Annotated in this window: 23 protein-coding genes; 14 read left to right on the forward strand and 9 right to left on the reverse strand. The window is 65.7% G+C overall.

Annotated features, from left to right (window positions below):
• Positions 1-25: 25 nt before the first annotated feature.
• Complete coding sequence (locus ACW2Q0_RS25025; protein WP_457193350.1) at positions 26-1,096, reverse strand: aldo/keto reductase; 1,071 nt, start codon at positions 1,094-1,096, stop codon at positions 26-28.
• A gap of 123 nt (positions 1,097-1,219) precedes the next feature.
• Here ACW2Q0_RS25025 and ACW2Q0_RS25030 point away from each other — a divergent pair, with 123 nt between their 5' ends.
• Positions 1,220-2,128 carry a helix-turn-helix domain-containing protein gene (locus tag ACW2Q0_RS25030; RefSeq protein WP_457193351.1) on the forward strand — a complete coding sequence of 303 codons (909 nt, stop codon included), beginning with the start codon at positions 1,220-1,222 and terminating at the stop codon, positions 2,126-2,128.
• Positions 2,129-2,185: 57 nt separating this feature from the next.
• Here ACW2Q0_RS25030 and ACW2Q0_RS25035 read toward each other — a convergent pair whose 3' ends face one another.
• Together ACW2Q0_RS25035 and rpsT are read right to left on the reverse strand one after the other, a co-directional pair.
• Positions 2,186-2,431: a hypothetical protein gene (locus tag ACW2Q0_RS25035; RefSeq protein ID WP_364384971.1), complete on the reverse strand. Its 246-nt coding sequence runs from the start codon at positions 2,429-2,431 to the stop codon at positions 2,186-2,188.
• A 356-nt stretch (positions 2,432-2,787) separates the two neighbouring features.
• Positions 2,788-3,048 carry a 30S ribosomal protein S20 gene (gene rpsT / locus ACW2Q0_RS25040; protein WP_457193352.1) on the reverse strand — a complete coding sequence of 87 codons (261 nt, stop codon included), beginning with the start codon at positions 3,046-3,048 and terminating at the stop codon, positions 2,788-2,790.
• Between the two features lie 280 nt (positions 3,049-3,328).
• Here rpsT and ACW2Q0_RS25045 point away from each other — a divergent pair, with 280 nt between their 5' ends.
• Complete coding sequence (locus ACW2Q0_RS25045) at positions 3,329-3,589, forward strand: hypothetical protein (protein ID WP_457193353.1); 261 nt, start codon at positions 3,329-3,331, stop codon at positions 3,587-3,589.
• A gap of 90 nt (positions 3,590-3,679) precedes the next feature.
• A complete protein-coding gene (locus ACW2Q0_RS25050; RefSeq protein WP_457193354.1) occupies positions 3,680-4,468 on the forward strand; it encodes an aquaporin in 789 nt (262 codons plus the stop codon).
• Between the two features lie 165 nt (positions 4,469-4,633).
• Here the strand turns inward: ACW2Q0_RS25050 and ACW2Q0_RS25055 are convergent, their stop codons facing one another.
• The 4 genes from ACW2Q0_RS25055 to ACW2Q0_RS25070 form a co-directional block, all read right to left on the reverse strand.
• Positions 4,634-5,212, reverse strand: coding sequence for a type II toxin-antitoxin system PemK/MazF family toxin (locus ACW2Q0_RS25055; protein ID WP_457193355.1), 579 nt, complete (start codon positions 5,210-5,212; stop codon positions 4,634-4,636).
• 105 nt (positions 5,213-5,317) lie between these two features.
• Positions 5,318-6,046 carry a hypothetical protein gene (locus ACW2Q0_RS25060; protein WP_457193356.1) on the reverse strand — a complete coding sequence of 243 codons (729 nt, stop codon included), beginning with the start codon at positions 6,044-6,046 and terminating at the stop codon, positions 5,318-5,320.
• 149 nt (positions 6,047-6,195) lie between these two features.
• Positions 6,196-6,708 (reverse strand): MarR family winged helix-turn-helix transcriptional regulator, encoded by a 513-nt coding sequence (locus ACW2Q0_RS25065; RefSeq protein ID WP_457193357.1) that lies wholly within the window; start codon positions 6,706-6,708, stop codon positions 6,196-6,198.
• Between the two features lie 108 nt (positions 6,709-6,816).
• The gene (locus tag ACW2Q0_RS25070) at positions 6,817-7,896 is read right to left on the reverse strand and encodes an alkene reductase (RefSeq protein ID WP_457193358.1); all 1,080 of its coding nucleotides are present in this window, start codon (positions 7,894-7,896) and stop codon (positions 6,817-6,819) included.
• Between the two features lie 646 nt (positions 7,897-8,542).
• On the opposite strand from ACW2Q0_RS25070, the gene lepA reads away from it, so the two are divergent.
• The 3 genes from lepA (at position 8,543) to ACW2Q0_RS25085 (ending at position 14,765) form a co-directional block, all read left to right on the forward strand.
• Positions 8,543-10,429: a translation elongation factor 4 gene (gene lepA, locus ACW2Q0_RS25075; protein WP_457193359.1), complete on the forward strand. Its 1,887-nt coding sequence runs from the start codon at positions 8,543-8,545 to the stop codon at positions 10,427-10,429.
• A 255-nt stretch (positions 10,430-10,684) separates the two neighbouring features.
• Positions 10,685-12,880, forward strand: coding sequence for a hypothetical protein (locus ACW2Q0_RS25080; RefSeq protein WP_457193360.1), 2,196 nt, complete (start codon positions 10,685-10,687; stop codon positions 12,878-12,880).
• An 85-nt stretch (positions 12,881-12,965) separates the two neighbouring features.
• Entirely contained in the window at positions 12,966-14,765 is a 1,800-nt protein-coding gene (locus ACW2Q0_RS25085; protein WP_457193361.1) for a hypothetical protein, read from the forward strand.
• Between the two features lie 117 nt (positions 14,766-14,882).
• Here the strand turns inward: ACW2Q0_RS25085 and ACW2Q0_RS25090 are convergent, their stop codons facing one another.
• Positions 14,883-16,871: a glycoside hydrolase family 15 protein gene (locus tag ACW2Q0_RS25090; RefSeq protein ID WP_457193362.1), complete on the reverse strand. Its 1,989-nt coding sequence runs from the start codon at positions 16,869-16,871 to the stop codon at positions 14,883-14,885.
• Between the two features lie 106 nt (positions 16,872-16,977).
• Here ACW2Q0_RS25090 and ACW2Q0_RS25095 point away from each other — a divergent pair, with 106 nt between their 5' ends.
• Positions 16,978-17,265 (forward strand): hypothetical protein, encoded by a 288-nt coding sequence (locus ACW2Q0_RS25095; protein WP_457193363.1) that lies wholly within the window; start codon positions 16,978-16,980, stop codon positions 17,263-17,265.
• Between the two features lie 93 nt (positions 17,266-17,358).
• On the opposite strand, the gene ACW2Q0_RS25100 is transcribed toward ACW2Q0_RS25095, so the two are convergent.
• A complete protein-coding gene (locus ACW2Q0_RS25100) occupies positions 17,359-18,420 on the reverse strand; it encodes a M48 family metallopeptidase (protein WP_457193364.1) in 1,062 nt (353 codons plus the stop codon).
• A gap of 106 nt (positions 18,421-18,526) precedes the next feature.
• On the opposite strand from ACW2Q0_RS25100, the gene ACW2Q0_RS25105 reads away from it, so the two are divergent.
• From ACW2Q0_RS25105 to ACW2Q0_RS25135, 7 genes are all read left to right on the forward strand, one after another.
• Entirely contained in the window at positions 18,527-18,616 is a 90-nt protein-coding gene (locus ACW2Q0_RS25105; RefSeq protein WP_373864843.1) for an Ms4533A family Cys-rich leader peptide, read from the forward strand.
• A gap of 163 nt (positions 18,617-18,779) precedes the next feature.
• A complete protein-coding gene (locus ACW2Q0_RS25110) occupies positions 18,780-19,838 on the forward strand; it encodes a sulfate ABC transporter substrate-binding protein (protein ID WP_457193365.1) in 1,059 nt (352 codons plus the stop codon).
• A gap of 209 nt (positions 19,839-20,047) precedes the next feature.
• Positions 20,048-20,848 carry a sulfate ABC transporter permease subunit CysT gene (gene cysT / locus ACW2Q0_RS25115; protein ID WP_457193427.1) on the forward strand — a complete coding sequence of 267 codons (801 nt, stop codon included), beginning with the start codon at positions 20,048-20,050 and terminating at the stop codon, positions 20,846-20,848.
• Positions 20,845-21,651, forward strand: a complete 807-nt coding sequence (cysW, locus tag ACW2Q0_RS25120) for a sulfate ABC transporter permease subunit CysW (RefSeq protein WP_457193366.1) — start codon at positions 20,845-20,847, stop codon at positions 21,649-21,651. Before cysT ends, cysW begins: the two co-directional genes overlap by 4 nt.
• A complete protein-coding gene (locus tag ACW2Q0_RS25125) occupies positions 21,648-22,643 on the forward strand; it encodes a sulfate/molybdate ABC transporter ATP-binding protein (protein WP_457193367.1) in 996 nt (331 codons plus the stop codon). The genes cysW and ACW2Q0_RS25125 overlap by 4 nt, the downstream gene beginning before the upstream one ends.
• A 303-nt stretch (positions 22,644-22,946) precedes the next feature.
• On the forward strand, positions 22,947-23,657 hold the full coding sequence (locus ACW2Q0_RS25130) for a hypothetical protein (RefSeq protein WP_457193368.1): 711 nt from the start codon (positions 22,947-22,949) through the stop codon (positions 23,655-23,657).
• A 319-nt stretch (positions 23,658-23,976) separates the two neighbouring features.
• Positions 23,977-25,134, forward strand: coding sequence for an Hsp70 family protein (locus ACW2Q0_RS25135; RefSeq protein ID WP_457193369.1), 1,158 nt, complete (start codon positions 23,977-23,979; stop codon positions 25,132-25,134).
• The last annotated feature ends 153 nt before the right edge of the window (positions 25,135-25,287 follow it).

The following is a 25,287-nucleotide window of genomic DNA, read 5'->3' on the forward strand; positions in this document are numbered from 1 at the left end:
GCTAACCCCCGTCTCAGCGTGAAAATCAGTTGCGGCCTTCGACTTTCAGGTCGCCGAAGGTGACTCCGCGGGTCATCGGGCGGGCCAGCATGTCGTGGGGGAAGCCGAGCTCGATTGCGCTGGCCTGTTGCAGTTGGTCCAATTGTGCGGCATCGAGTTCGACCTCGAGCGCACCGAGGTTGTCCTCCAACTGCGCTGCCGTGCGGGCGCCGATGATCGGTGCCGTGACGCCCGGGTTCTGCAGTGTCCAGGCGAGCGCTACCTGTGAGGGCGTCTTACCCAGTTGTGCCGCAACGTCTTTCACTACATCGGCGATGGCGAGGCCGCGTTCGGTGAGTGCGCCGTTGGCGGCCGCGACGTTCTTGCGGGTGCCTTCGGGTGAGCTGTCCGCGTCGTGCACCAGATCGGCGCGGCTGTACTTGCCGGTCAGCACTCCGCTGGCCAGCGGCGACCACGGCACCACACCGAGGCCGAGTTCCCGGGCCATCGGGATGAGATCGCGTTCGACGGTCCGCTCGATCAGGCTGTATTCGATCTGCAACGCGATCAGCGGCGACCAGCCGCGCAGATCGGCGATGGTCTGCATGCGTGCGACCTGCCAGGCCGGTGCGTCGGAGATGCCGACATAGAGCACCTTGCCCGCGCGGACCAGATCGTCCATGGCGCGCAGGATTTCCTCGACCGGGGTCAGGAAGTCCCAGGCGTGCAGGTACAGCAGATCGATGTAGTCGGTATTCAGCCGACGCAGACTGGCCTCCACCGAACCGACCATGCTCTTGCGGTGATTGCCGCCGGAGTTGGGATCGGTCGGGCGCCGCAGCATCGTGTATTTCGTTGCCAGCACCAGACTTTCGCGATTGCCGGCGCTGAACTCGCCGAGCAGTTGCTCGGAGGTGCCATTGGTGTACTGGCTCGCGGTATCGATGAAGTTGCCGCCGCGCTCGACGTAGGTGTCGAAAATCTTGCGGGCCTCGTCCTTATCGGCGCCCCAACCCCAATCGGCGCCGAACGTCATGGTTCCCAGGGATAGCGGAGACACTCGAAGACCCGAGCGGCCGAGCAACCGGTAGGTATCGAGAGTGCGGGCTCCGGACATGTCGTGCTCCTGTCATTCGTACTTCGTTTCCGGTGCCTTCGAGTCTGGAATGGTGCGAGACCATAAGTAAGGGAAGGTCTTTCCTGGGAAAGCCAGTCCTAGGCAGCCGTAAGATCGAGGGCGATGACCAGGACGGTGAATGCCACACAGCGGGGCGAGCTCAGGCCACGAGGCGCCGGCTCGCGTGACCACGGAGAGCCGGGGAGCTCGGCGAATTGGGCACAGGCACTCGCGACCTTCCTGCGCGCTCGGCGCGAGCGCCTGAATCCCGGTGATCTGGGTCTGCCCCCGCGCAAACAGGCTCGGCGCACACCGGGCCTGCGTCGTGAGGAAGTCGCCGAGCTGGCGGGGGTGAGCACCGACTACATCGTGCGGCTGGAACAGGGGCGCGGCCTGCGCCCCTCCGTGGGTGTCCTGGAGGCGCTCGCACGCGCCCTGCGCTTGGACATCGATGAGCGCGCCTATCTCTTCGATCTGGCCCAGCAGCGCCAGCCGAATGCCGGGAAACCGAGTGTCCCCGCACCTGCGCTGGAGCTGCTGGTGCAGGATCTGTCGCCATTGCCCGCGATGCTGATCAACCACCGCTACGACATCCTGGCGTGGAATCCGGAAATGGCGAGGTTGATCGTCGACTTCTCTGCCCTGCCGCAGCGGCAGCGCAACTCCATGTGGCTGTGCCTGTTGGATCCCGCACTGCGCGATTTCTACTGCGACCGGGATCGGATCATTCGCGAGGGGGCCGCCGATCTACGCGCCGCATGGGCGGCCCATCCGGATGATCAGGAACTGGCCGATCTGGTCGCCGAGTTCACCGCACGCAGCGAGGAGTTCGCGCAGGGGTGGGCCAGACACGACGTCCGGGTGCAGGGGCGCGGGAAGAAGCCGCTGCACCACCCGGAGGTCGGGCCGCTGGTGGTCAATTTCGAAGTACTCATGCCGCTTCAAGATCCGGACCAGCGCATCATCATTTATCGCGCGGCCGATGCGGATTCACAGGCCGCGCTGGATCGTTTGAACGCCGACCGGGATTGAGTACTTCACCCCCTCGGAGATCCGCACCCGCTCGGTGCGGGTGCGGACTCGTGGGGACTATTCGACCGAGCTGAGAACCAGCTCGACGTCGTCTTCGGACTCCTCGTACCGGCCCTCCCATTCCTCATAGACCGGAATTTCCTCGTCCCGGGTGACGATCCACTCCAGCGAGTAGCCGCCTTCTTCATCGGGGACCATGACGTTCTCGATCTTCAGTCCGATGCCTAGGACCTCGGCTGCGCGGATGACATCCGGCAGATCTTCGGAGCGAACCGGCGTCTGATTGGCGTACACGGTAACCATGCGCCGAATCGTAGCCGGAACCTCCGACATGTGGCTGCCTGATCCCAATTCGGCTCGAGGAATGGGACGCGACGATGACCTGGGGATGTTGTCGGATCTAGACTTTCCTACCGATTTGCCAGGGTAGCTTCGATGACACGACACGTGTCGGTACGATTCCGCTCGGCGCCCAGGGCGGCGGCATCGCTACTGAAGCGGAAGATTGCTGAACTATTGCTGAAGGGATATCTGAATTCCACCGGACTGGAAAAGTGATCCTCGCAATAGTCGACGGGAACGACAAAAGCCGCCGTGGTCATCGGGGCCACGGCGGCTGCGTCAACGTATGAGTGGTACCGCAGACGGCACCGGCGCGATCAGAGCTTGTTCAGCGCCAGCGCGAGAGCCGACTTCTTGTTGGCGGCCTGGTTGGCGTGGATGACGCCCTTGGAGGCGGCCTTGTCCAGCTTGCGGCTGGCGACGACCAGCTGCTTGGCGGCCTTTTCGGTGTCACCGGTCGCGGCGGCCTCCCGGAAGCGGCGGATCTCGGTGCGCAGCTCGGACTTGACCGACTGGTTGCGCTTGCGCGCGGCCTCGTTGGTGCGGATCCGCTTCATCTGGGACTTGATGTTGGCCACGCCTGTTCCTCGTGTTCCTGTCGCTGGTGGACGGTGCTGAAAAGTTCGCGAGCGCGCGCTGGCAACCAGAGTAATCAGGTAACGCGACGCCGAAGATCGAGCGTACCAGCCGCCGCGTCGCACGCGAAATCGCGACCAGCCGGCATGCGCAATCGCCGCCGCGCGAACGGTTCGACCAGCAACGGTACCGACTGTGGTAATGGCGCCCGAACCCGGAGTGATGCAAGAAATTTATCTGTGCCGCACGGGGCATCGACGCTGCATGTAGCACGATTTTTGCATGACTCCCGCGTCGCCGCCACACGCGGCACGGGCGCCTGCGCAGACCCGTGACCGGTCGAACGGGTATGCGAACGGCAACGGTAGAGCAACCACATCCGGACTGTTCGAGGGTTATCGACCCGGTCGGTACGCGGACGCCTTCGACGAGATGTTCGTGTGCGTCAGCCCTACTAAGGGCATCTCCTCGGCGCTGGCACCCATCGACGTGGCCGATCTCGAGGTCGGCGATCGCGTTGTAGTGCTCACCCGTCTCGCGTAACGTCCTTTTCACATCAGCCGTGATTTTCGTAGTAGGTCCCAGGCAGAACCCCGTGCACACGGGGGCAGACCCTCTCGGAAGGTGGCGCGCATGTCTCCCACTGCTCAGGAAGTCGTCGAGGAAGTCACCGAACTGGAGCCGACGCCCGAGGCCAAGAAGTGGGCGGCCGAGGCGCTCGGCACGTTCGTTTTGGTGATGAGCGGTGTCGGTACCGCCGTGCTGGCCGGTGAGCGAGTCGGACCGCTCGGCGTGGCTCTGGCCTTCGGCCTCTCCCTGCTGTTCCTGATGTATTCGATCGGGCCGATCTCCGGCTGCCATGTGAATCCGGCTGTGACCGTCGGGCAGCTACTGCTCGGCAGGCTTTCGGTGATTTCCGCGGCCGGCTATGTGATCGCGCAGCTGATCGGCGGATTCCTGGCCGGGCTCGTGCTGTTCGCGATCGCGAAGAATCTGCCGTCCTATGACCGCGCGGTCAACGGGCTCGGCGCGAACGGGTGGGGTAAGCACAGCCCGTCCGCGGTCCGCGGTCCGCTCGGGCAGGTGGTGGTTCAGAACGGGTATGGCCTGTCCGCGACGATCATCGTCGAGGTCATGCTGACCGCGCTGCTGGTCTTCGTGGTGCTGGCCTCTACCGACCAGATCTCCGACATCCCGCAGGCCGGGCTGTCGATCGGCGTCACGCTCGCGGTCATCCACCTGATCTCCATCCCGGTGGACAACACCTCCGTGAATCCGGCCCGTAGCCTCGCCGTTGCCTTCTACCAGGACGGCGCGGGACCCCAGGTCTGGGTCTTCGTGGTGTTCCCGCTCATCGGTGGCGTACTCGGCGCACTGATCTACGGCCTGCTGTTCGGCCGCTCCCGCGAAATGGTGTCTTGACCGCCTCCCCGCGCCTTTAGGCCGACCAGTGGGTGCCGCGAGACTCACATTGCGGGCCAGCGGGTCGCTGTCGGTTGAGCTTGCCCGTACCCGGCGAATTACCCATGTAGTTGCGAGATCAGGTGTTCGGCAGGCGTTGCCCGGCCATCGGGGGCCGATTCCCGGTCAGTGCCAGCGGTATTCGGCGCACAGGCGGTGGGCGACCAGGTCGAAGGTCTTGCGCGCCAGGATCGCGCCTTCGCGGCGGATGCCGTCCTCCGGGACGTCCAGTACCCGATCGAGGCGGACCCAGCTCGGTCTGCCCTCGTGATCCCAACTGCCGCTGCCGATTCCGACCCAGTCACGGTCGTGCGCGCGTTGCGGATTCGACGACAGCATGAGCCCGAGCAGGGTCCTGCGGTCGCGGCCGACGACGAGCACCGGACGGTCCTTGCCGTTATTCGGATCCTCCTCGTAGGGCACCCAGGTCCAGACGATCTCGCCCGGATCGGCGCGACCGTCCAACTGCGGGCAGTAGACGATCTGTCTGGCCCGCTCGGCGGTCGGTACCGGTGTCGATGCGGCCGGCCGGATCGCGACGGCAGGCGCCTTACGTATCGCGAACGGCCCGACCGCACGCTCGAGCAGCGATGAGCGCTGCAGCTTATCCGCGAGCTTCGGCGCCTGCTGCTTGACGATCTTGGGACCCTGCTCCTTCGCGATGAGGCCTAGCTGCTTGCCGATCGTGTTCCAAGTTCGGGCCATCCTTGGATGGTAACGGCGCGATCTCGTCTTCTCATGAGCACTGTCGACCGTCCGTCAGCGCTGCGCGTTGCCGTTCGCGGCCATGCTGACGGCATCGCGTGCGCGTCATGCGCCGGTCCGCTCCCGGGTCGGTATCGAAAACGGTTGCAGCACCGGATATCTGCTGGCGGATACGGTATCGAGGTCACGATCGGCGCCGATTCGAGTGACCGAGTCCAGCATGCGCCGCACCCGATCCTGGAGCTCGGCAGGGTCGCGCGCGTCGTACCAGACCAGCGGGTCGGTGAGCGCCGCGGCCGGAAACTGTTCCTCGACAATGGCATCGATGGCGAGCGCGTCCGGTGTGATCGCCCGGACCACAACATTCTGGGTGTAGCCGAAGCTCGACTGCGTTTCGATGGCCACCGCGGTATGCCGGCCCTGCCAGTCGCTGAGCCATTCCGCCTGCGTGAGTACGGCGGGTCTGCGCAGAAAGGCAAGGTTGCCGAAGCCCTCGGTGCGGGTCGGGACCGAATCGTCGAGCCGCAGCGGCACCGACTCGGTCACCAGATAGCCGTGTGCCGCGGTGGCGAATTCGGCGAGCATGTCCGCCGCGGCCGTGGCTTCGGGGCCGTAGCTCTGCTCGACCCAGACCGTGACCGCCGCGGCGATCGGCGGGTCCAGCGTGACCATTCGCATCAGTGCGGTCTGGACCGCCGCATCACGGACATACACGGTCACACCCGCTACCCCGAGGTCGACCAGGCGCGCGGCCACGTCGGTGCGCAGCGATTCGCACCACGACTCGGTCGCCTCGGCATCGGATCGGCGCAGGACGAAGACCAATTTCTCCACGCATCGAAAATACGGCGAATTCTCCGTGAGAGTCGGGCAATTCGTCGCGGAGAAGTGGTCGGGAACGCAGGGCGGCGTGCCCGGTCCACGGCGCGGCCTCCCGCAGGAGCCGCGCACCCGCGCCACCGAATCGCCTGCGTGGGGCTGTCTCAGGCGGTCTGTGTGGTGGCTCGGGCAAGGCTGCGCTCGATCTGATCGAGGACTGCCAATGCGGCGCTTTGCTGTTCGGGCGTCAGGCCCGCCGTGACGCTGTTTTCGAGTTCGGCGCACATGTCCTCGACCGCGCGGCGCAGGGCCTGGCTGGCGGGGGTGGGCTCGATGATGGTGACGCGTTTGTCGGTGTCGCAGGGGCGGCGGCGGACGAAGCCGGCATGTTCGAGGCGCTGGATGGTGCGGGTCATGGTGGCGGCGTCGGAGTCGAGCGTGCGCACCAGATCGGTCTGACGTTGGGGGCCGCGGTCCCACAGTTGCATCATGACCGACTCCTGGCCGGGATGCAGGCCGGTACGGCGCAGTAGTTGCCCGGCCAGCAGACGGTGCAGGCGGGCGACGCGCATGATGGCATGGTTGAGCGAGCTTGCCCGCACCGACGGCGGAAGTGGCAAGTACGCCGTCGCCGCGGCTTCGGTCGGTGTCGGGGCCTGATTCTTCGATGGGTTCATCGGTCTCTCCCCCGCAGTAGCCACTCCAACAGATCGAAGTTTATCGCGGGTGCTGGCCGGTCTTCCTGTGTGCCGACGACCAGCACCCGCGACAGCGGTTGGCCCTCCCTATGCGGTGAGGGTGGGGTAGTCGAGGTATCCCCGCTCATCGCCGCCGTAGAAAGTGGAGTGGTCGGGGCTGTTGAACGGTCCGCCGGCGGCCAGCCGGGCCGGCAGGTCCGGGTTGGCCAGGAACAGTACGCCGAAGGAGATCATGTCGGCGGTCCCATCCTCGACCAGGGACAACTCGTCGAGACCTGTCACGGCGTCGGGTGTGACCGGGTTGAGGATGAACGTGCCGCTGAACCGCTTGCGCAGGTCCAGGGTCAGATCCCGGTCTGCCCCGGGGCCATTCTCCATGACGTGCAGGTAGGCGAGGTCGAGTGGCTCGAGCGCGTCCACCAGTGCACGGTAGGTGTCGCGGTAATCGTCCTCGACGATGTCGTTGAGAGTGTTCGCGGGGGACAGGCGCAGCCCGACGCGGTTGGCGCCGATGGCCTCGACGACGGCCTGCGTCACCGCGAGCGGGAACCGGATCCGGCCCTCGATCGAACCACCCCAGCCGTCGGTGCGCTGATTGGCGTTGGTGGACAGGAACTGGTGCAGCAGATAGCCATTGGCGCCGTGCAGTTCGACCCCGTCGAAGCCTGCCTCGACAGCGTTGCGGGCGGCCAGCACGAAATCGGCGATCGTCTCCGTAATGCCGATCTCGGTCAGCTCTTCGGGGGCGGCGAAGTCCATCGCACCCTCCGCCGCGAATGTGTGCCCGGTGACGGCGATGGCCGACGGTCCGACCAGTGCGAGTCCGTCGGCCAGCATGCTCGGGTGGCGGATCCGGCCGGCGTGCATCAGTTGCGCGAAGATCGTCCCGCCCGCGTTGTGTACGGCGTCGGTGACCGGTCGCCAGGCGGTGACCTGTTCGGCGGAGTGCAGGCCGGGAGTGAACGGGTAGGCCTGGCCGACCGCCGAAGGATGGGCGCCTTCGGTGATGATCAGTCCGGCGTCGGCGCGCTGGGCGTAGTAGGTCGCCATATCGGGGGTCGGTGTCGCACCCGGACCGTGGGCGCGGCTGCGGGTCATCGGCGCCATCACGATGCGGTTTTTCAGAGCCGTGCCCGCAAGGTCGATCGGATCGAATGCCGTGGTCATAGGTTTGCTCCTTGGGTGTTGTCGGAACGGGTTCGGACCGGCGATGTCGTCTGCCGAGGAGGGGTGCAGCACGCGGCGCCGTTGTCTGCGCCGCGTGCTACATACCTGTCTGAACAACTAATTCGCGAGAGCATTCCCTGCTTAGCTATTACCAAGGTCACATGTCACTTTTTGGTTCGGGTGGTGAATTCAATCGGTAGCTTTGAGCATTATCATTGTCCGGACAGTTAAATCGTCGGCTAGCGGGCTCGGGTCCGCTCGTCGATCTTCGAGCCGCTTCTAACGGCGATAGGTGTGAACGGGGGGCATCACCGACGCCCGGGCTGTCGATCGGCGAGCGATGCGATTCGCTCGATATCGGGTCGGCTGTGGCCCGTCCGGATCCGGCCGCCATCGAGCTGGCCGATCATGGCACGGTGGTTGTCGATATCGAGGAACTCGCCGGTGCCGATCGGGACGCGGCATGGCAGCGGATTCTTTCCTCGGCACCGCGGTTCGGCAGCTATGAGAAGACGACCGACCGGATAATCCCGGTGATTCGGCTGAGGACTCGTCGACAGCGAGCCCCGACTGTGGCGGACCCGCGGCGTTGCGTGGCCTGGTCCCGAGGGACCGCTGGACTCGCGGATGGGGCCCGCATGGGACGATGGACGGCAGTTTGCCGATACCCATGAGGAGTGGAGTGCCCGCCAGCTTCGCCGACACGACGTTCACCGATCCCGCCCGGATCCGGAACTTCTGCATCATCGCGCACATCGACCACGGCAAGTCGACGCTGGCCGACCGCATGCTGCAGCTCACCGGTGTGGTCGAGGAGCGGGCGATGCGCGCCCAGTACCTGGACCGGATGGATATCGAGCGGGAGCGCGGCATCACCATCAAGGCCCAGAATGTGCGGCTGCCCTGGCAAGTCGACGGCACCGACTATGTGCTGCATCTGATCGATACGCCCGGCCACGTCGACTTCACCTACGAGGTGTCGCGTGCGCTCGAGGCGTGTGAGGGTGCGGTGCTGCTGGTCGACGCCGCGCAGGGCATCGAGGCGCAGACGCTGGCGAATCTGTACCTCGCGCTGGACAAGGATCTGACGATCATTCCGGTGCTGAACAAGATCGACCTGCCCGCCGCCGATCCGGACCGCTATGCCGCCGAGATCGCCCATATCGTCGGCTGCGAACCCGATGACGTGTTGCGGGTCTCGGGTAAGACCGGTGTCGGTGTGGCGGAGCTGCTGAACGAGGTCATCAGGCAGGTGCCCCCGCCGGTCGGCGATCCGGACGCACCCGCGCGCGCCATGATCTTCGACTCGGTCTACGACACCTATCGCGGCGTGGTCACCTACGTCCGTGTGGTGGACGGCAAGATCATTCCGCGCGAGAAGATCAAGATGATGTCCACCGGTGCCACCCACGAATTGCTCGAGGTCGGCATCGTCTCACCGGAGCCCAAACCCACCCAGGGGCTCGGCGTCGGCGAGGTCGGTTATCTGATCACCGGCGTGAAGGATGTGCGCCAGTCGAAGGTCGGCGATACCGTGACCTCCGCGCGCAGCGGTGCGAGCGAACCGCTCACCGGGTACCGCGAGCCGCGCCCGATGGTGTATTCGGGTCTCTATCCGGTCGACGGCTCCGACTATCCGGACCTGCGCGACGCGCTCGACAAGCTCCAGCTCAACGATGCCGCGCTGACCTATGAACCGGAGACCTCGGTAGCGCTCGGCTTCGGGTTCCGCTGTGGCTTCCTCGGCCTGCTGCACATGGAGATCACCCGTGAGCGCCTGCAGCGCGAATTCGACCTGGACCTGATCTCGACCGCACCGAATGTGGTCTACAAGGTGCAGATGGAGGACGGCGCCGAACACGTCGTCACCAATCCGTCGTACTGGCCCGAGGGCAAGGTCCGGCACGTGTACGAGCCGGTGGTCAAGTGCACCATCATCTCGCCGAGTGAATTCATCGGCTCGATCATGGAACTGTGCCAGGCCCGGCGCGGTGAACTCGGCGGCATGGACTACCTGTCCGAGACCCGGGTGGAGCTGCGCTACACCATGCCGATGGCCGAGATCATCTTCGACTTCTTCGATTCGCTGAAGTCGCGTACCCGCGGTTACGCCAGCCTTGATTACGAGGAGTCCGGTGTGCAGGAATCGGCGCTGGTCAAGGTGGATATTCTGCTGCAGGGCGAGGCGGTGGACGCGTTCAGCGCGATCGTGCACCGCGACGCCGCCCAGGCCTACGGCCACAAGATGACCACCAAACTGCGCGAACTCATTCCGCGCCAGCAGTTCGAGGTGCCCATCCAGGCCGCCATCGGCTCGAAGATCATTGCCCGCGAGAACATTCGCGCTATCCGCAAGGACGTGCTCGCCAAGTGCTACGGCGGTGACATCAGCCGTAAGCGCAAACTGCTGGAGAAGCAGAAGGAGGGCAAGAAGCGCATGAAGACCATCGGCCGCGTGGACGTCCCTCAGGAGGCCTTCGTGGCCGCGCTCTCCTCCGACGCTGCCGCCGACAAACCCAAGGGCCAGAAGTAGGTTCGCCGCACCGGCTCGGCGTGTCGGATAGATCCGGTCGTGCAGACGTAACCCGCAACCATCGGTTCCGGATGCCCACAGAGGCAGGGCTTCCGCTCAGGTTCCGGTAATGACAAGGTTGTGTTGCTCGTCACAGTCGTATTCTCTGCGGACCTGCGGAATGTGACAGTTGGGTCTTCCGGAATATCGTTAGGTGATCTTCACTCGGTCTGCCCGGCGTGGTGAGGATGCTGGAAACCTGAGAGTGGAGCTTGCATGACGAGTGACCTGCCCTTCGACAGCGATGGCACCGGAGCCGACGACAGTGTGGGCGATACCGCCTATCGCGTTGCCACCGGCGTCGCGCGGGTCGCGAGGGCAGGTGCGTACGTCACCGGTGGCGCGTTGGTCGCCGCCAATGGCGGTACCGCACCTGTGCATCCCGGCGGGCAACGGCTCGACAGTTGGACTTCGGCCTACACCCGCGACCCCGATGCGGGCGCGCCGAGTCCGGTGGTCACCTTCCCGGATCCGGACCCGAATTCGACACCGCCCGCACCACTGCATTCGTCGCCGCCGACCCCGCGCGATGTCAGCGTCAACGCGCCGTTCACCATCCCGAATGTGCCCAATACCGGCGTGCACATCGGGCCCGCTCCGCATCAGCACTCAGCACAGCCGTGGCAGAACACCCGGCACGGTAACAGCTATCAACCCGGCCTCGGTCTCGGCACCGAGGGCGAACGGTCCGGACTCGATCCGCACAGCGACGCACCGCAGTCCGGCCTCGATCTCGGTACCGCGCATGTGCCCGGTACGAGCTTCGGTAACCTGCCCGGATTCGACTTCGGTCAGGGCGACCACGGTTTCAACCTCCCCAACCCGAACAGCTTCCTCACGCCGGGGTCGAATCCGTTTGCCCTGCCTCGCGTTCCGACGTCGGGGACAGCTGGCGACATCAGCGAGTCGGTGAGCAGCGACACCGACGGCGTCGACGACGGCGATGCGGTCTCGAGCCACGTTCCGTTCTACGGCGGCAATATGTTTCACAGCGGCGCGACCGGGGGCAGCGGTGAGCTGTTCCACGGCGGCGACGCATTCCACGGCGCCGATATGTTCCACGGTGTCGGCAATCCGGATGGGGTCGGCGTATTCCTCGATGCGGCGGCCGGTTTCAGCGCGCACACCGAACTCGCGGTGGACTTCGCTGTCGGCCCGAATGGGATGTACCTGGCCACGGAGTCCGGGGTCGAGGTCGAGGGTGCGTCGAAGTTCGAGGTCGGCGTGGGTCGGGTCGGTGACAATATCGACAGGTTCTCCGATTGGCTCGGCCAAACCCCCGGCAGCACCGGACGCTCCGGTATCGACCATTCCGGCACCGCCAACGCGGTCGGCACCCAGTCCGCGGGCACGGCGGTCTCCCAATACTCGGCGGTGCAGCCGTACGCGGTGCAGCCCGTGCAGCCGTTCGCGGCGCCGCTGCCCGCCGCGGTCGCACCGGCCGTCGCACCCGCACCGGTGGCCGCCGCGGTGGTCGCGCCCGCCGCCGTCGCCGCGCCGGTTGCGGCCACCCCGCTGCAGACCACGATCCAGCCGGATGTGGCGAGCACCCCGGTCGCCAATGTCCTCGTCGCGCCGTCGGGTCCGTCACCGCTGACCGCGCCCGCCGCCGCGGTGCCCGCCCTGTTCGAGCCGAGGCCGGTTCCGGCGAAGCATCCGGTCGTCGTCGACGATTCGCATTCGACCAGCACACCGCTGACCAGCACCCCGACCACGGTCACGAAGACGCTGCCGACCCCGATCGGCCCCGACGACAGCACTGGGCATCCGGCTAAGACGCCCGATACCGGCAGCACCAAGCCCGGCACCGCGACGCTGCCGGGCACCGACAGCACCGGGACGACGAAGATTCCGACCGGAACCCATGCTCCCACCACGAACGTGCCGACCCACACCGCGACGCCGGACGACGATGATGTGACGATCCCGAGCATCGGAAACGGTGGCGCAACGAGTGCGGGCCACAGTGGCGGGACCACTCCGAGCACGGTCAACGGCGGCAACTCGTCACCCAGCACGCACACCACGTACCCGGCGGCCGACGCCCCGACCGTGGACGTGCCGCCGGCTGAGCCGACCGTATCGGTGCCTACGGTCACCCACTCCGCGCCGACGGTCGCGCCGACTGCGGATGTCGATATTCCGACCGTGAATTCCCCGGTGCCGGTCCCGACTCAGCAGCCCCATGTGCCCGCGCCGACGATGCCCGCACCGGTCACCCCGATGAAGCCGCCGGCCCACCCGATCGCGGCCGAACTCGGCGGTCCGGCCGATTTCGGGCACCCGGTATACGATCCCGATCACACAGCACTGACCCTCATGGCAACCGGGCTGTCCACCCCGCTGCTGCCCGATCCAGGCGTGGACTACGGCCACCACCTCATCGCGGACCTGGGCATCGCCCTGATCTAGGAGCCACCTGGGGGTCGCGCGCACACATCGCGCTCACGCATGTCATCGTCGAATGCGATATACGTACGACAGTTAGGAGGAGCTGTTGTCTGCTGCAGCCGGCCTGGAGCCCGCCACGGTGAAACATCCGGAGGCGATGGCGCCAGTCATCGGGATCCTCGATCAACTGCAGGAGATGACCCGCTCCGCGGGTCGGCAAGATCTGGGTGGCCGACTGAGCATGGTCCGGGCCAGGGTCGGTGACACCCGGCTGCGCCTAGTGGTCGTCGGTGCCGCGAAGAACGGTATGAGCACGCTGGTCAACGGTCTGATCGGGGTGCCGGTCAGCGCCACCGAGAGTGCGCTGAGTGTGCCGGTGATCGCGGAGTTCGGACCGGAGCCGACCGCCGTGCTGGTGAAATCGCTGGGCGCTGGCCGGATCGAACGCCAGCCCGTCGATCCGCTCGCCCCTGGCCCCGCACTGGCCGCCGACGGGGTGATCCGCGCCGAATTCACCGAGCCGAGCCCGCTGCTCGCCGAGGGACTCGTGCTGATGGACGCGCCCGGCGGTGACGGCGAGGATCACGCCACCTGGTCGATGATCGCCGCCGCGGATGCCGTGCTCTACGTCGGTGACGCGGGAACCGAGTTCAGCGTCGAGCAGATCGCCTACCTCGAGCGCATCCAGCAGATCTGTCCGACGGTCATCTGCGCGCTGAACAAGATCGACCTGCACCCGCACTGGCAGCACACCCAGCAGCGCAATCGCGAACTATTGGACGCGGCGGGCCTCGGTTTCGCGGTCGCGCCGGTCTCCGCGCTCCTGCATGTGCAGGCGGGTAATTACCAGCGCGATATCGAATCCGGTGTGCCCCAACTGGTCGACCACTTGCGCGACTATGTGCTGGCACGGGCCGACAGCCTGGTGCTCGAAGCTGCGGCCAATGACATCCGGCTGGTCGCGGACCATCTCGCCGTGACCCTGCGGACCGAGGCCGAGGCGCTGCGCGATCCGCGCCGCCGGGTGGAGATCACCGAACAACTGGTCGCCGCCCGCGATCAGGCCGATCAGCTGCGGCAGCGCTCTGCCAACTGGCAGGTCATCCTCGGTGACGGCAGCACCGAGCTGATGGCCGATATAGAACACGATCTGCGGCACCGGCTGCGCAGCCTGGTTCGCGATGCAGAGGCCGAGATCGTCGAGACGGATCCGGCGCGCCGCTGGCCGGATTTCGGCGCGGATCTGGACGCGCGCATCTGCGAGGCAGTCGAAGAGAATTTCGTGGTGGCGCACTACCGCGCGGTGGAACTGTCCGAACAGGTGGCCGCCAAATTCCCCGCCGATCACCGCACCCCGCCGCTATCGGACCTACGCCTGGAAAATCCCGGTGAAGTACTCGACCAGGTCGCGCCGCTGGATCCGCTGAGCAGCGCGAAAGCCGGTGTGCTCGGTCAATTCCTGATCGTTATGCGCGGGTCCTACGGCGGCCTGCTCATGGTCGGCGTGCTCACCAGTCTGCTGAAAATGCCACTGGTGAACTGGTACTCGGCTGCCGCCGCACTGCTGCTCGGTGCCAACGCGTTGTGGGACGACCGCAAAGCGCGCAAGCAGCGCCGTCAGGCCGAGGCCAAGGTTTCGGTGGCCAGACTGATGGACGATGTCATCTTCCAGGTAGGTAAGGAATCGCGAAATCGGTTGCGCGCCATGCAGCGCACGCTGCGCGATCACTTCACCGATATCGCCACCGATGTGCTGCGTGCCACCGACGAACGGTTGCGCGTCGCGGAGGTGGCCTATGGCAAATACGGCGATCACCGTGAGGAACGCATCGCCGATCTGGATGTGCAACTCGGTAGGTTGCGCGGGCTGCGCGCCGAGGCCGATGGGATCAGCGCGGCCGTGTAGGCAGGGCGTCGCGTAACCGCGTAGCTGGGACGCCGGGCCGTCGCACAAGCAGGGCACAGTGCGGCGGCGCGGGGATCACGCAGCGCCGCCGCTTGGTCACAAAGGTCGTGGTCGTGGTCAGGAAGGAACGATCGTCGGCGCATGCGCCGGCTGGAAACCGCCGGAGGTGTGCGACTGCTCGGCCCTGATCACGTGTGTCACCGCATTGATCAGCGCCAGATGGGTGAACGCCTGCGGGAAGTTGCCGAGATGACGTCCACTGCGCGAATCGATCTCCTCGGCATAGAGCCGCAGCGGACTCGCATAGCCGAGCAGCCGCTCGCACAGATGCCGGGCCCGCTGCACTTCGCCGATCTCCACCAGGGCGGAGACCAACCAGAACGAGCAGATGGTGAAGGTGCCCTCCGCGCCGGTCAATCCGTCATCGGTGGTTTCGGTCCGGTAGCGCAGCACCAGACCGTTCTCGGTGAGCCGGTCGGCGATCGAGAGCACGGTGGCGCGCACCCGGTGATCGGTGGGCGGCAGGAAGCGGTTCAACACCACCAGCAGTAGAGAGGCGTCCAGGGTGTCGCCGCCGTAGATCTGGGTGAAAACGCCGTCGGCATTCACACCGTTGGTGAGGATATCGGCCTTGATCTGGTCGGCGATGGTGTACCACTCGGTGGCCCGCTCGTACTCGCCGTGCAGTTCGGCCAGCTTCGCCCCTCGGTCCAGTGCCACCCAGCACATCACCTTCGATGAGGTGAAATGCTGTGGCTCACCGCGCACTTCCCAGATACCGCGGTCAGGCTCCTGCCAACGCGCGATGGCGGCCTCGACCTGACGCTCCAGCACCGGCCACAGTGACTCCGGCACCTGTTGCCGGGATTTCACGTGCAGGTACACCGCGTCGAGCATGGTGCCCCAGATGTCGTGCTGGTCCTGGTTGTAGGCACCGTTGCCGATACGGACGGGTTTGGCGCTGTCGTAGCCGGTCAGATTGTCGAGCGTGCTCTCCGTGAGGTCGCGTTCGCCGCCGATACCATAGAGCACCTGTAGCGGAACGGGTTCGCCGTCGTTACCGGTGGTGGCGTCCCTGAGGAAGGCGAAGAAGTCATTGGCCTCGCGGTCCAGGCCGAGGGTGTACAGACCCCACAGCGCGAAACTGGAATCGCGCACCCAGGTGTAGCGGTAGTCCCAGTTGCGTTGACCGCCAGGGGTTTCCGGCAGTGAAGTGGTGGCGGCGGCCATCAGGGCACCGGTCGGCGCGTAGGTGAGTCCCTTCAGCGTCAGTGCACTGCGCTGCAGGTAGTTGCGCCACGGATGGTCCGGGAAATCGCCGAGTGTGATCCACTGCCGCCAGCATTCGGTGGTCTGCCACATTTTCTGCGCCGCCTCCGCGAAGGTGCGCGGCGCGGGCAGCTCCGACCAGGTCAGTGCGACGAACACCTCGTCGCCCTCCTTCATCCTGGTCCTGGCGCGGGCCTCCTGGCCCTCGAGTCCGAGCCGTAGATCGGTGGTCAGCACCAGTGTCGGGCCCACACTCGGATCGGTGGTGCGCACGGCAGTGGCCTCCTCGTACACCTTGCCGGTGTACTCCCAACGCGCCGGAGCGCGGTGGTAATCGAACGCGGGTTCGCAGCTCATCTCCAACTCGACCGTGCCGTTCACACACTTCACCGTGCGCAACAGGACGTGCTCGGCATCCCAGTCCATCGGCGTCCGGCGGTGGGTCTTGCTGCGCTGATCGTTGTTGTGCCAGGGACCGAGCACCAGCGCGTCGCGCACGATCAGCCAGCCGGTCTCGGTCTGCCACGTGGTCTCCAGAATCATGCCGCCGGGCAGATATCGCCGCGCCGCGGGCACATTGACCCCGTACGGCCCGATCCGGAAATGTCCGGCGCTGCGATCGAGCATCGCGCCGAAGATACTCGGCGAATCGGGTCGTGGCACACACATCCACTCGACACCGCCGTTGCTGGCGATCAGGCAGCTTGTCTCACAGTCGGACAGGAATGCGTAATCGTCGATCGGCGGATAGGTGGCGTGCTGACGTACCGCACTCAGCTGACTGAGCACGGGCAGGTCGGCAGGCTCGTCGATGGTCAGATCCTCGGATGACGCCATACCTCATCTTCGGTCCGTCCGCGTTCGGCGTCCACCGAGCGCGCCGAAATCCGGCCGCCACGCGGTGCTGAAGGCGCGGCAAATTCAACACGGCTAGGCTGGTGCCGTGCATCGGATCGCAGGATGGTGGGACGGCTTCGAGCTGTGGGTCGCTGGATTGCCGTTCATCCCGCAGTTCATCGTGGTCCTGGTCGGCATGGTCCCGGTCAGCTTCGCCATCGCCTACCTGCTGGATCGAGTGCTGCGGGTCTCCCTGCAGCTGCTCGGCCGCAATAGCGACGCCGTGCTTGCCCTGACAGCTGAGGATGTCTTGACCGCGGAACCCGCCCCGATTCCCGAACCCGCCGCGCCGCCGGTCGTGGTTCGCCAGATCGCGCAGAGCGGGGCGCGTTGATGCCGCGTTCCCGCGTTCAGCTCGCGCTCGTCGCTTTGCTGGTTCTCATCGTCATCGCGTGGTTGTTCACTCGCTGACGTCCTGCATGGCAACCTAGGCGGATCCGTTTTTGTCGCCGCCGAATCCGAAGCGTTTGCCGAGTTTGGAGACCGTCTCGCCGACCTCGTGACCGACCGTGCCCACCGCGGACCCGACATCGCGGCCCAGATTGCGCACGGTTCGGATCAGCGGATCCTCCGACTGGTCGAAGTTCTGCCGATAGATGCGCGCGGCTTCCTTGATCTCATCGCTGATCTTGGTGGCCTTGTCGTGTTCGCGGCGCGGGTAGTCGCCGCCGAGGATGCGGTTGTATTCGCCGGATTGGATCCAGTGGCGCAGCTCCGCGGCCCGCAGCACCGAGAACGGATGGCTCTGTAGTTCGAGATTGAGCAGTTTCAACACACCGTCGCGCAGATCGCCGGAGCGCTCGTAGTCATCGGCCTGCTGCAGGAACGCGCCGTGGTTCATCTCCTTGATCCAGGTGCCGCCCGCGGTCTTCATATGCACCCGTACCGATGCGTCGACATCCTGTCCGCACAGCAGTCCGGCGCGGTCGCCGGACAACTCGGACTTGCGGCTCCACTCCATCAGCGCGGCAACGATCGCGCGTAAGGCCCAGCCGCCCACCGGCACCCAGCCCAGATTGGCCGAGATGCGCAGCAGATGCATGAGCATGGTGCGGTACACGGCGTGTCCGGACAGGGCGTGTCCGAGTTCGTGGCCGACGATGAAGCGCAACTCCTCGGTGTCCATCAGATCGATCAGCCCGGTGGTCAGCACGATGAACGGCTGGTCCATGCCGATGGTGAAGGCGTTCACATTCGGGCTCTGCAACACGAACATCTCAGGTGTGGTGCGCGCATCCAGGATCTCCACACAGTCCTGACGCAACTGGTGCAGCGAACGGAACTGCCGTTCGTCCACGCGCACCGCCGTGGCGAGGTAAAGCAGTCGATGCTGACGTTCCTGCAGCAAACCGGACAGGGTACGCAAAACGGTGTCGAACCCGGCGAGTGAGCGCAACGTCACCAAGGCGGTGCGGTCGGCGGGATGCTCCCACGCGCGAGTGCTGATGTCGGGGAACCGGGTGCGTACCCGGTCCGGGCTGGTGGTCATGGGATGAAACCCCCCTCTTCCTGGAACTATGTCGGTTTTTACCGGGTGCAGGCGGATAGCTGGCGCTGATTCGAACTGGTGACGTTTCCTCTGCTACAGTCTGCCCGTGTCTTCGATTGCCGTCCCGCAGGTCCGCCATGAATTGGCGTTGATCGCTGTCGGCAATCTCGCGGTCGCGGATATTCTCTGTCGCTGATCGGCGCCGGGCGCTGCTGCGCACCCATCGTTCTAGACTGGCGCGCAAACTTTTCCGCAGCAGAGCCCGTATCCCCGACCTTCGGTCGACAAGTCGCGCCGCAGTTCTACCGGCGCGACAACTAGTCCATGTCGCGGCGGAGCACATAGGAAAGGTTCCACCCATGTCACCCAGGTCCTTGCTCCTCGGATCGCCCCGATCGCACCGTCGCCCGGTGATCGCCGCGCTGACGGCCGTTGCCGCCGTAGTGCTCACCGCGTGCGGTGGTGGAGCGAGTGACACCGCGGGCGGTGGTGGCGCCGACGGCAGTGGCGGCACCCTCAACCTGTACGCCTACGCCGTCCCCAAGCCCGGTTTCGACAAGGTTGTGCCCGAGTTCAACAAGACCGATAAGGGTAAGGGCGTCACGATCAACGGCTCCTACGGTGCGTCGGGCGATCAGTCCCGCAAGGTCAAGGACGGCGCCGAGGCCGACATCGTCAACTTCTCGGTCGAGCCCGATATCACCCGTCTGGTCGACGCTGGTCTGGTCGATCCGAGCTGGAATGCCGACGCCACCAAGGGAATTCCGTTCGGCTCGGTCGTCGCGATCGTGGTGCGCAAGGGCAACCCGAAGGGCATCAAGGATTGGGACGATCTGCTCAAGCCGGGAATCCAGGTTGTTACTCCGAATCCGTTCAGCTCGGGTTCGGCCAAGTGGAATCTGCTCGCGCCGTATGCGGCCAAGAGCGACGGCGGCAAGAACCCGCAGGCGGGTCTGGATTACCTGAGTCAGCTCATCTCCAAGGAGCATGTGCAGGTGCAGCCGAAGTCGGGCCGCGAGGCCACCGAGACCTTCCTGCAGGGCACCGGTGACGTGCTGCTGAGCTACGAGAACGAGGCGATCTTCTCCGAGCGCAACGGTGACCCGATCGAGCACATCGTGCCGCCGACCACTTTCAAGATCGAGAACCCGGTCGCGGTACTGAAGAACAGTAAGCATCTCGACACGGCAAACGCCTTCCGCGACTTCCTGTACACCACCGCGGGCCAAAAGGCCTGGGCCTCGGCCGGGTTCCGCCCGGTCGACCCGAAGGTGGCCGCCGACTACGCCAAGGACTTCCCGACTCCGCAGAAGCTGTGGACCATCGCCGATCTCGGTGGCTGGAAGACCGTCGACAAGGACCTGTTCACCCCGAACTCCGGTTCCGTCGCGGTCATCTACGACAAGGCCACAAAGTAATTCGGTGATCCCGAAACACCCCGCGGTGTGTGCGACGGGCCCGGAGGAGGCAGCTTGCGTAACCACGAAGGGCCCCGCGCACGCCGCAAATCGAAGCAGGATATTGGACGATTGTGACTGACAGCAGTAGCGCCGGGATCGGGCATGCGCCCGGTCCCGGCGGCTCCGAAGACACCACCCCGAAGGCCGTCGGCCGGAACTGGTCGTGGCTGCGGGTAACCGGTTCGGTTGGTCCGCTCGGCATCGCCACCGCCGTGCTCTGGCTCAGCATTATCGTGCTGCTACCGCTGGCCGCGCTCACCGTCACCTCATTCGATGACGGCTGGTCCGGATTCTGGGATGCCGTCACCGCACCCGCGGCCATCGACTCGCTGCGCATCACGGTGTTCGTCTCCGTGGTGGTGGCGGTCATCAATGTGGTCATGGGCACGCTGATCGCCTGGGTGCTGGTCCGCGATCAGTTCCCGGGCAAGGGCATCGTCAACGCGCTCATCGATCTGCCGTTCGCGCTGCCCACCATCGTCGCGAGCATCGTGCTGCTATCGCTCTACGGTCCGCAGAGTCCGATCGATATCCACCTCAATGCCACCCAGCCCGGCCTGGTGGTGGCGCTGGCGTTCGTCACGCTGCCGTTCGTGGTGCGGTCGGTACAGCCGGTGCTCATCGAGGCCGACCGGGAGGTAGAACAGGCCGCGATGTCGCTCGGCGCGGACAACTGGACCACCTTCCGCCGCATCGTCTTGCCGACCCTCGCGCCCGCCATTATCAGCGGCGGTGGCCTCGCCTTCGCCCGCGCCATCGGCGAATACGGTTCGGTGGTGCTGATCGGTGGCGCCATTCCGCGCAAGACCGAGATGGCCTCGCAGTACATCCAGAAGCAGATCGAGATCGATCGGCCGGTGAACGCGGCGGCGGTGTCGGTCGCGCTGCTGGTCATCTCGTTCGCGACCCTGCTGGTGCTGCGGCTGTGGGCCGAGCGCACCGCACGCAAAGAGCAGGAGGCACGATGAGGCTGCCCTGGCCGACCCGTATTTCGCTGCGCGTGGTTGCGCTCGGCTACCTGTTCATCCTGCTGGTGCTGCCGCTGATCATCATTCTGTGGCGCACCTTCGAGAAGGGGATCGGCGCGTTCGTCGACTCGATCTCCACGCCCGCGGCGATCTCGGCATTCCAGTTGTCGATCCTCATCGTGGCGATCGTGGTCCCGGTGAATGTCATCTTCGGCATCGTCACCGCGATCGCGCTAGTGCGCGGCAAGTTCCCGGGCCGCACGCTGGTGCAGGGCATCGTCGATCTGCCCTTCGCCGTCTCGCCGGTCGTGGTCGGCGTCGCGTTGATCCTGCTGTGGGGTGCGGACGGCTGGTTCGGCGGGCTCAAAGACATCGGCTTCAAGGTGATCTTCAATCTGCCCGGCATGGTGATCGCGACGATTTTCGTCACATTGCCGTTCGTGGTGCGCGAGGTCGAGCCGGTGCTGCACGAGATCGGCGACGATCAGGAGCAGGCCGCGGCTACCCTGGGCGCGTCCCGCTGGCAGACGTTCTGGCGGATCACCCTGCCCGCGATCCGCTGGGGTCTGACCTACGGTGTCGTGCTGACCGTCGCGCGTGCGCTCGGCGAATTCGGCGCGGTGATCATGGTGTCCTCCGCGCTGCCGGGTAAATCGCTGACACTGACCTTGCTCGTACACGGTCGATACATCAACGACCACAACACCTTCGGCGCGTACGCCGCCGCGACCCTGCTGATGGGCCTGGCCCTCGTAGTCCTCCTGTTGATGACCCTCCTCGAACGTAAGCGGGGCACCAAGTGATCACCGTGACCAATGCGAAGAAGAACTACGGTTCCTTCGCCGCCCTGGACGATGTCAGCATCGAGATCCCGTCAGGGGAGTTGACCGCCCTGCTCGGCCCGTCGGGTTCGGGCAAGTCGACGCTGCTGCGCTCGATCGCCGGCCTGGAGACACTGGACTCCGGCATCGTCACCATCGCGGGCAACGATGTCACCCATATACCACCGCAGAAGCGTGATATCGGTTTCGTATTCCAGCATTACGCCGCGTTCAAACATATGACCGTGCGCGACAATGTGGCCTTCGGACTCAAGATCCGTAAGCGACCCAAGAGCGAAATCGCCAAGCGCGTCGACGAATTGCTCGGCATCGTCGGCCTCGACGGTTTCCAGCACCGCTACCCGGCCCAGCTCTCCGGCGGTCAGCGGCAGCGCATGGCGCTGGCCCGCGCGCTCGCCGTCGACCCGCAGGTGCTGCTGCTGGACGAGCCGTTCGGCGCGCTCGACGCAAAAGTGCGCGCCGATCTGCGCACCTGGCTGCGCAGGCTGCACGAGGAGGTTCACGTGACCACCGTGCTCGTCACCCACGACCAAGAAGAGGCACTCGATGTCGCCGACCGGATCGCGGTGATGAATAAGGGGCGCATCGAACAGGTCGGCAGCCCGGAGGACGTCTACGACCGGCCCGCCAACGAATTCGTCATGTCCTTTCTCGGCGCCGTCGCCCGTCTCAACGGACATCTGGTGCGTCCGCACGATATTCGCGTCGGCCGCGACGCCAGCATGGCGCTGGCGAGGAACGAGGGCACCGCGGAATCGGCGGGCGTCACCCGCGCCACCGTGGAACGCGTTGTGCACCTCGGCTTCGAGGTGCGCGTCGAGTTGCGTAATGCCGCAACGGGCGATCTGTTCGCCGCCCAGGTGACTCGCGGTGATGCGGAGGCACTGCAGCTCAGCGACGGGGAAACCGTCTACGCCCGCGCCACCCGCATTCCGGAACTGCCTGCGGGATAAGAGAGAATTCCACTCCGCTTTATGGCTGCGGATTAGTCCCGCGTGAAATCCGCAGCCCTTTATGGCGTGTCGAAACCGAACTCCGCTTTCCACGTCTCATATCGTGGTGAATGCGAAACACGTGCTAGTGGGTTCCGGTGAGTTATCGGAACGAAATCCGATTCGAGCATTCGCAATGGTCGTCGAACGCGGCCCGGATGAACCGGTCCGGCCGCTCGATCGCGGCCTGCTCGACCTGACGTGGTGCGGTTCGAGCCGCGCGACGCCAGTCGTGTGCGGGCGGCGGGGAGTTGATCGATCACCATGTCAATTCGAAGACAGATATTTCTCGCGCTGGCTGCTGCCGGCGTCGCGGTGATCAGCCAATCCGATCCGGCAATCGCCGCACCACCACCCGGAACACCGACAGTGCGCGCACCCGACGGTCCGGTTATCACCGAGATTCCCGCGGACGTGCCCGAAGTGGCCGCAATCGGTCCGGAATCGGTGGGGAAGCCGATCCCGAACCCATACGTCGATCTCACTCCGGCGCAGTTGATACCGCACGGAATCGTGGGCGAGCAACGGCATTTCACGCCGAATCCAGAACAATGGGATAACGCGCGAACGATTGTCGAAGTGGTTCTGCGCCGTAAACTGCCCGGCTATGCGGCGGTGATCGCGCTGGCCGCGGCTCTGCAGGAATCGCTGCTGCGCAATCTGACCGAGGCGAGCGATCACGACTCGATCGGGGTGTTCCAGCAGCGGCCCGCCTCGGGCTGGGGTACGCCGCAGCAGCTCAGCGATCTGCGCTATGCGACCGAGCGATTCCTGGACGCACTGCTGGTGCACGCGCCGGACTACCAGGCGATACCGCTGTGGCAGGCGGCGCAGGCCGCGCAGCGCTCGGGCTTTCCGACGGCGTACGCGCGGTGGCAGCAGCAGGCCACGCGGATGGTGGTGCGGTTGCCCGGGCCACCGCGGGGACCGGTGCCGCGGGCGGCGAGTGCCCAAGCGGTGCTGGAATGTTGCTAACTAGTTGCAAACGGCTGCAATGGATTCGATTTCCCGCACCGGAATCGCTTGCGAATACCGGTGTGGGAAACCGGAACTCGCATAGCGTCCAGCTGGCAAACAGTAACAGGTCATCGTCGAATTACGGCGCGCCGTAGAGAGATCCGGCCGCGACTTCGGCGCGCCACCGTCTTCTTCCAGGTGAGCCTGGATCTTGTGCAACCCGCGACAGTGGCGGCGGCCTGCGGACAACCGTATGTCCGGTGGTTGGCAGGAAAGTCGCGGAGTGGTTGCGTGATCGGGGTTCGAAGCAAATCGGCTCGGCGATCAGAGGATTGCGATGGCGGTTGGTCTTGGTTTGAGCATAGGCACGGTCAACACGGTTTCCGCACTGGCGGAGGAGGGGTCGGCCAAGGCGCCACCCGGTCGCCGCTCCGCTGCCCAACATTCGCCCGCCATCACCCGCCGCACCACCCTCACCTTCGATAGCGCCGGAATGGCCAGGGTGGGCATGATTCCGCGGCACGGGCGCGCCGTCACCGAATTCGCCGATCTGAATCAACGCAAGACCAAACACGCCAGGGTCGGGCACCGCGCCCTGACCGCGGCCGACCTCATCGCGGTCGTCACGGAATGTCTGATCACCGAAGCGCGTCGGGATCATCGAGCGGACGGTGCGGGGATCATGCTGACGCATCCGGCGGGCTACACCGACGCGCAGCTGGGGGAGCTGCGCGCGGCGCTGGACGCGATCGGTCTGAGTCAGGTCGCGCTGGTCGCCGAACCCGTCGCGGCGGCCACCTGGCTCGAGGTCGAACGCGGACCGTTGATGCCGGGGCTGGCCCTGGTCTATGACCTGGGTGGGGCAAACCTCGACATCACCCTGGTCCGCGTCGGCGCGGGTCGTCCGCGCAATCCGATTGTCGGCGTACCGATTCGGTCGACGGAATTCGGCGGGCGTGCCTTCGGCGCGCTGGTCGCCGCACGGGCCGGGAACGGGACCGTGCCCGCCTCCATCTCCGATGCGCTCACCGGTGGCACCACCGACGAATTGCGCACCACCCATATCCGATCCTCGTTGAGGTTGGTCTACCGCTGTCTGCGGATGGCGGATGTGACCATGGCCGATGTGGACTGCGTGCTGGTGGTCGGCGGCGCGGCCCGGCCGGTCGAGGTGGCCCAAGTGCTCGCTGGTGAATTGGCGCGCCCGGTGATCACGGCCCCGGATCCCGAGCGCACGATCGCCGACGGCGCTGCCATTTTGGCGCGCCGCGCCGCTGCCGCGGACGAGGATGCGGCGGGCCATCACCATCGGCACAAGCCGCGCGGCACGCACCGCAGAGTGACGATGCGCGCGCTCCTGCTTTCCCGGCGCACCAGACGCCGTTTGACTCGGGTAGCGATCGCGGCGGGGATGTCGGCCGCTGGAGTGGCGCTCGCGCTCGCGCTGCCCGGCGACTCGGTGGTCGCGGACTTATCGCAACTCGGACTGAGGTGAAGGCGGACCCGGCGGCGCACCGAACCGTCGCCGGGAATGCCGACGGGGTAATGGATTTTGACCACCGTCGACATGGTGGATGCACGGTGGGTCCGTGACGACGGTCGGCACCTCGGCGCACGGCTACGCGATGAGGGTGAGTGCCGGGCCGAC

Source organism: Nocardia citri, from assembly GCF_054065835.1.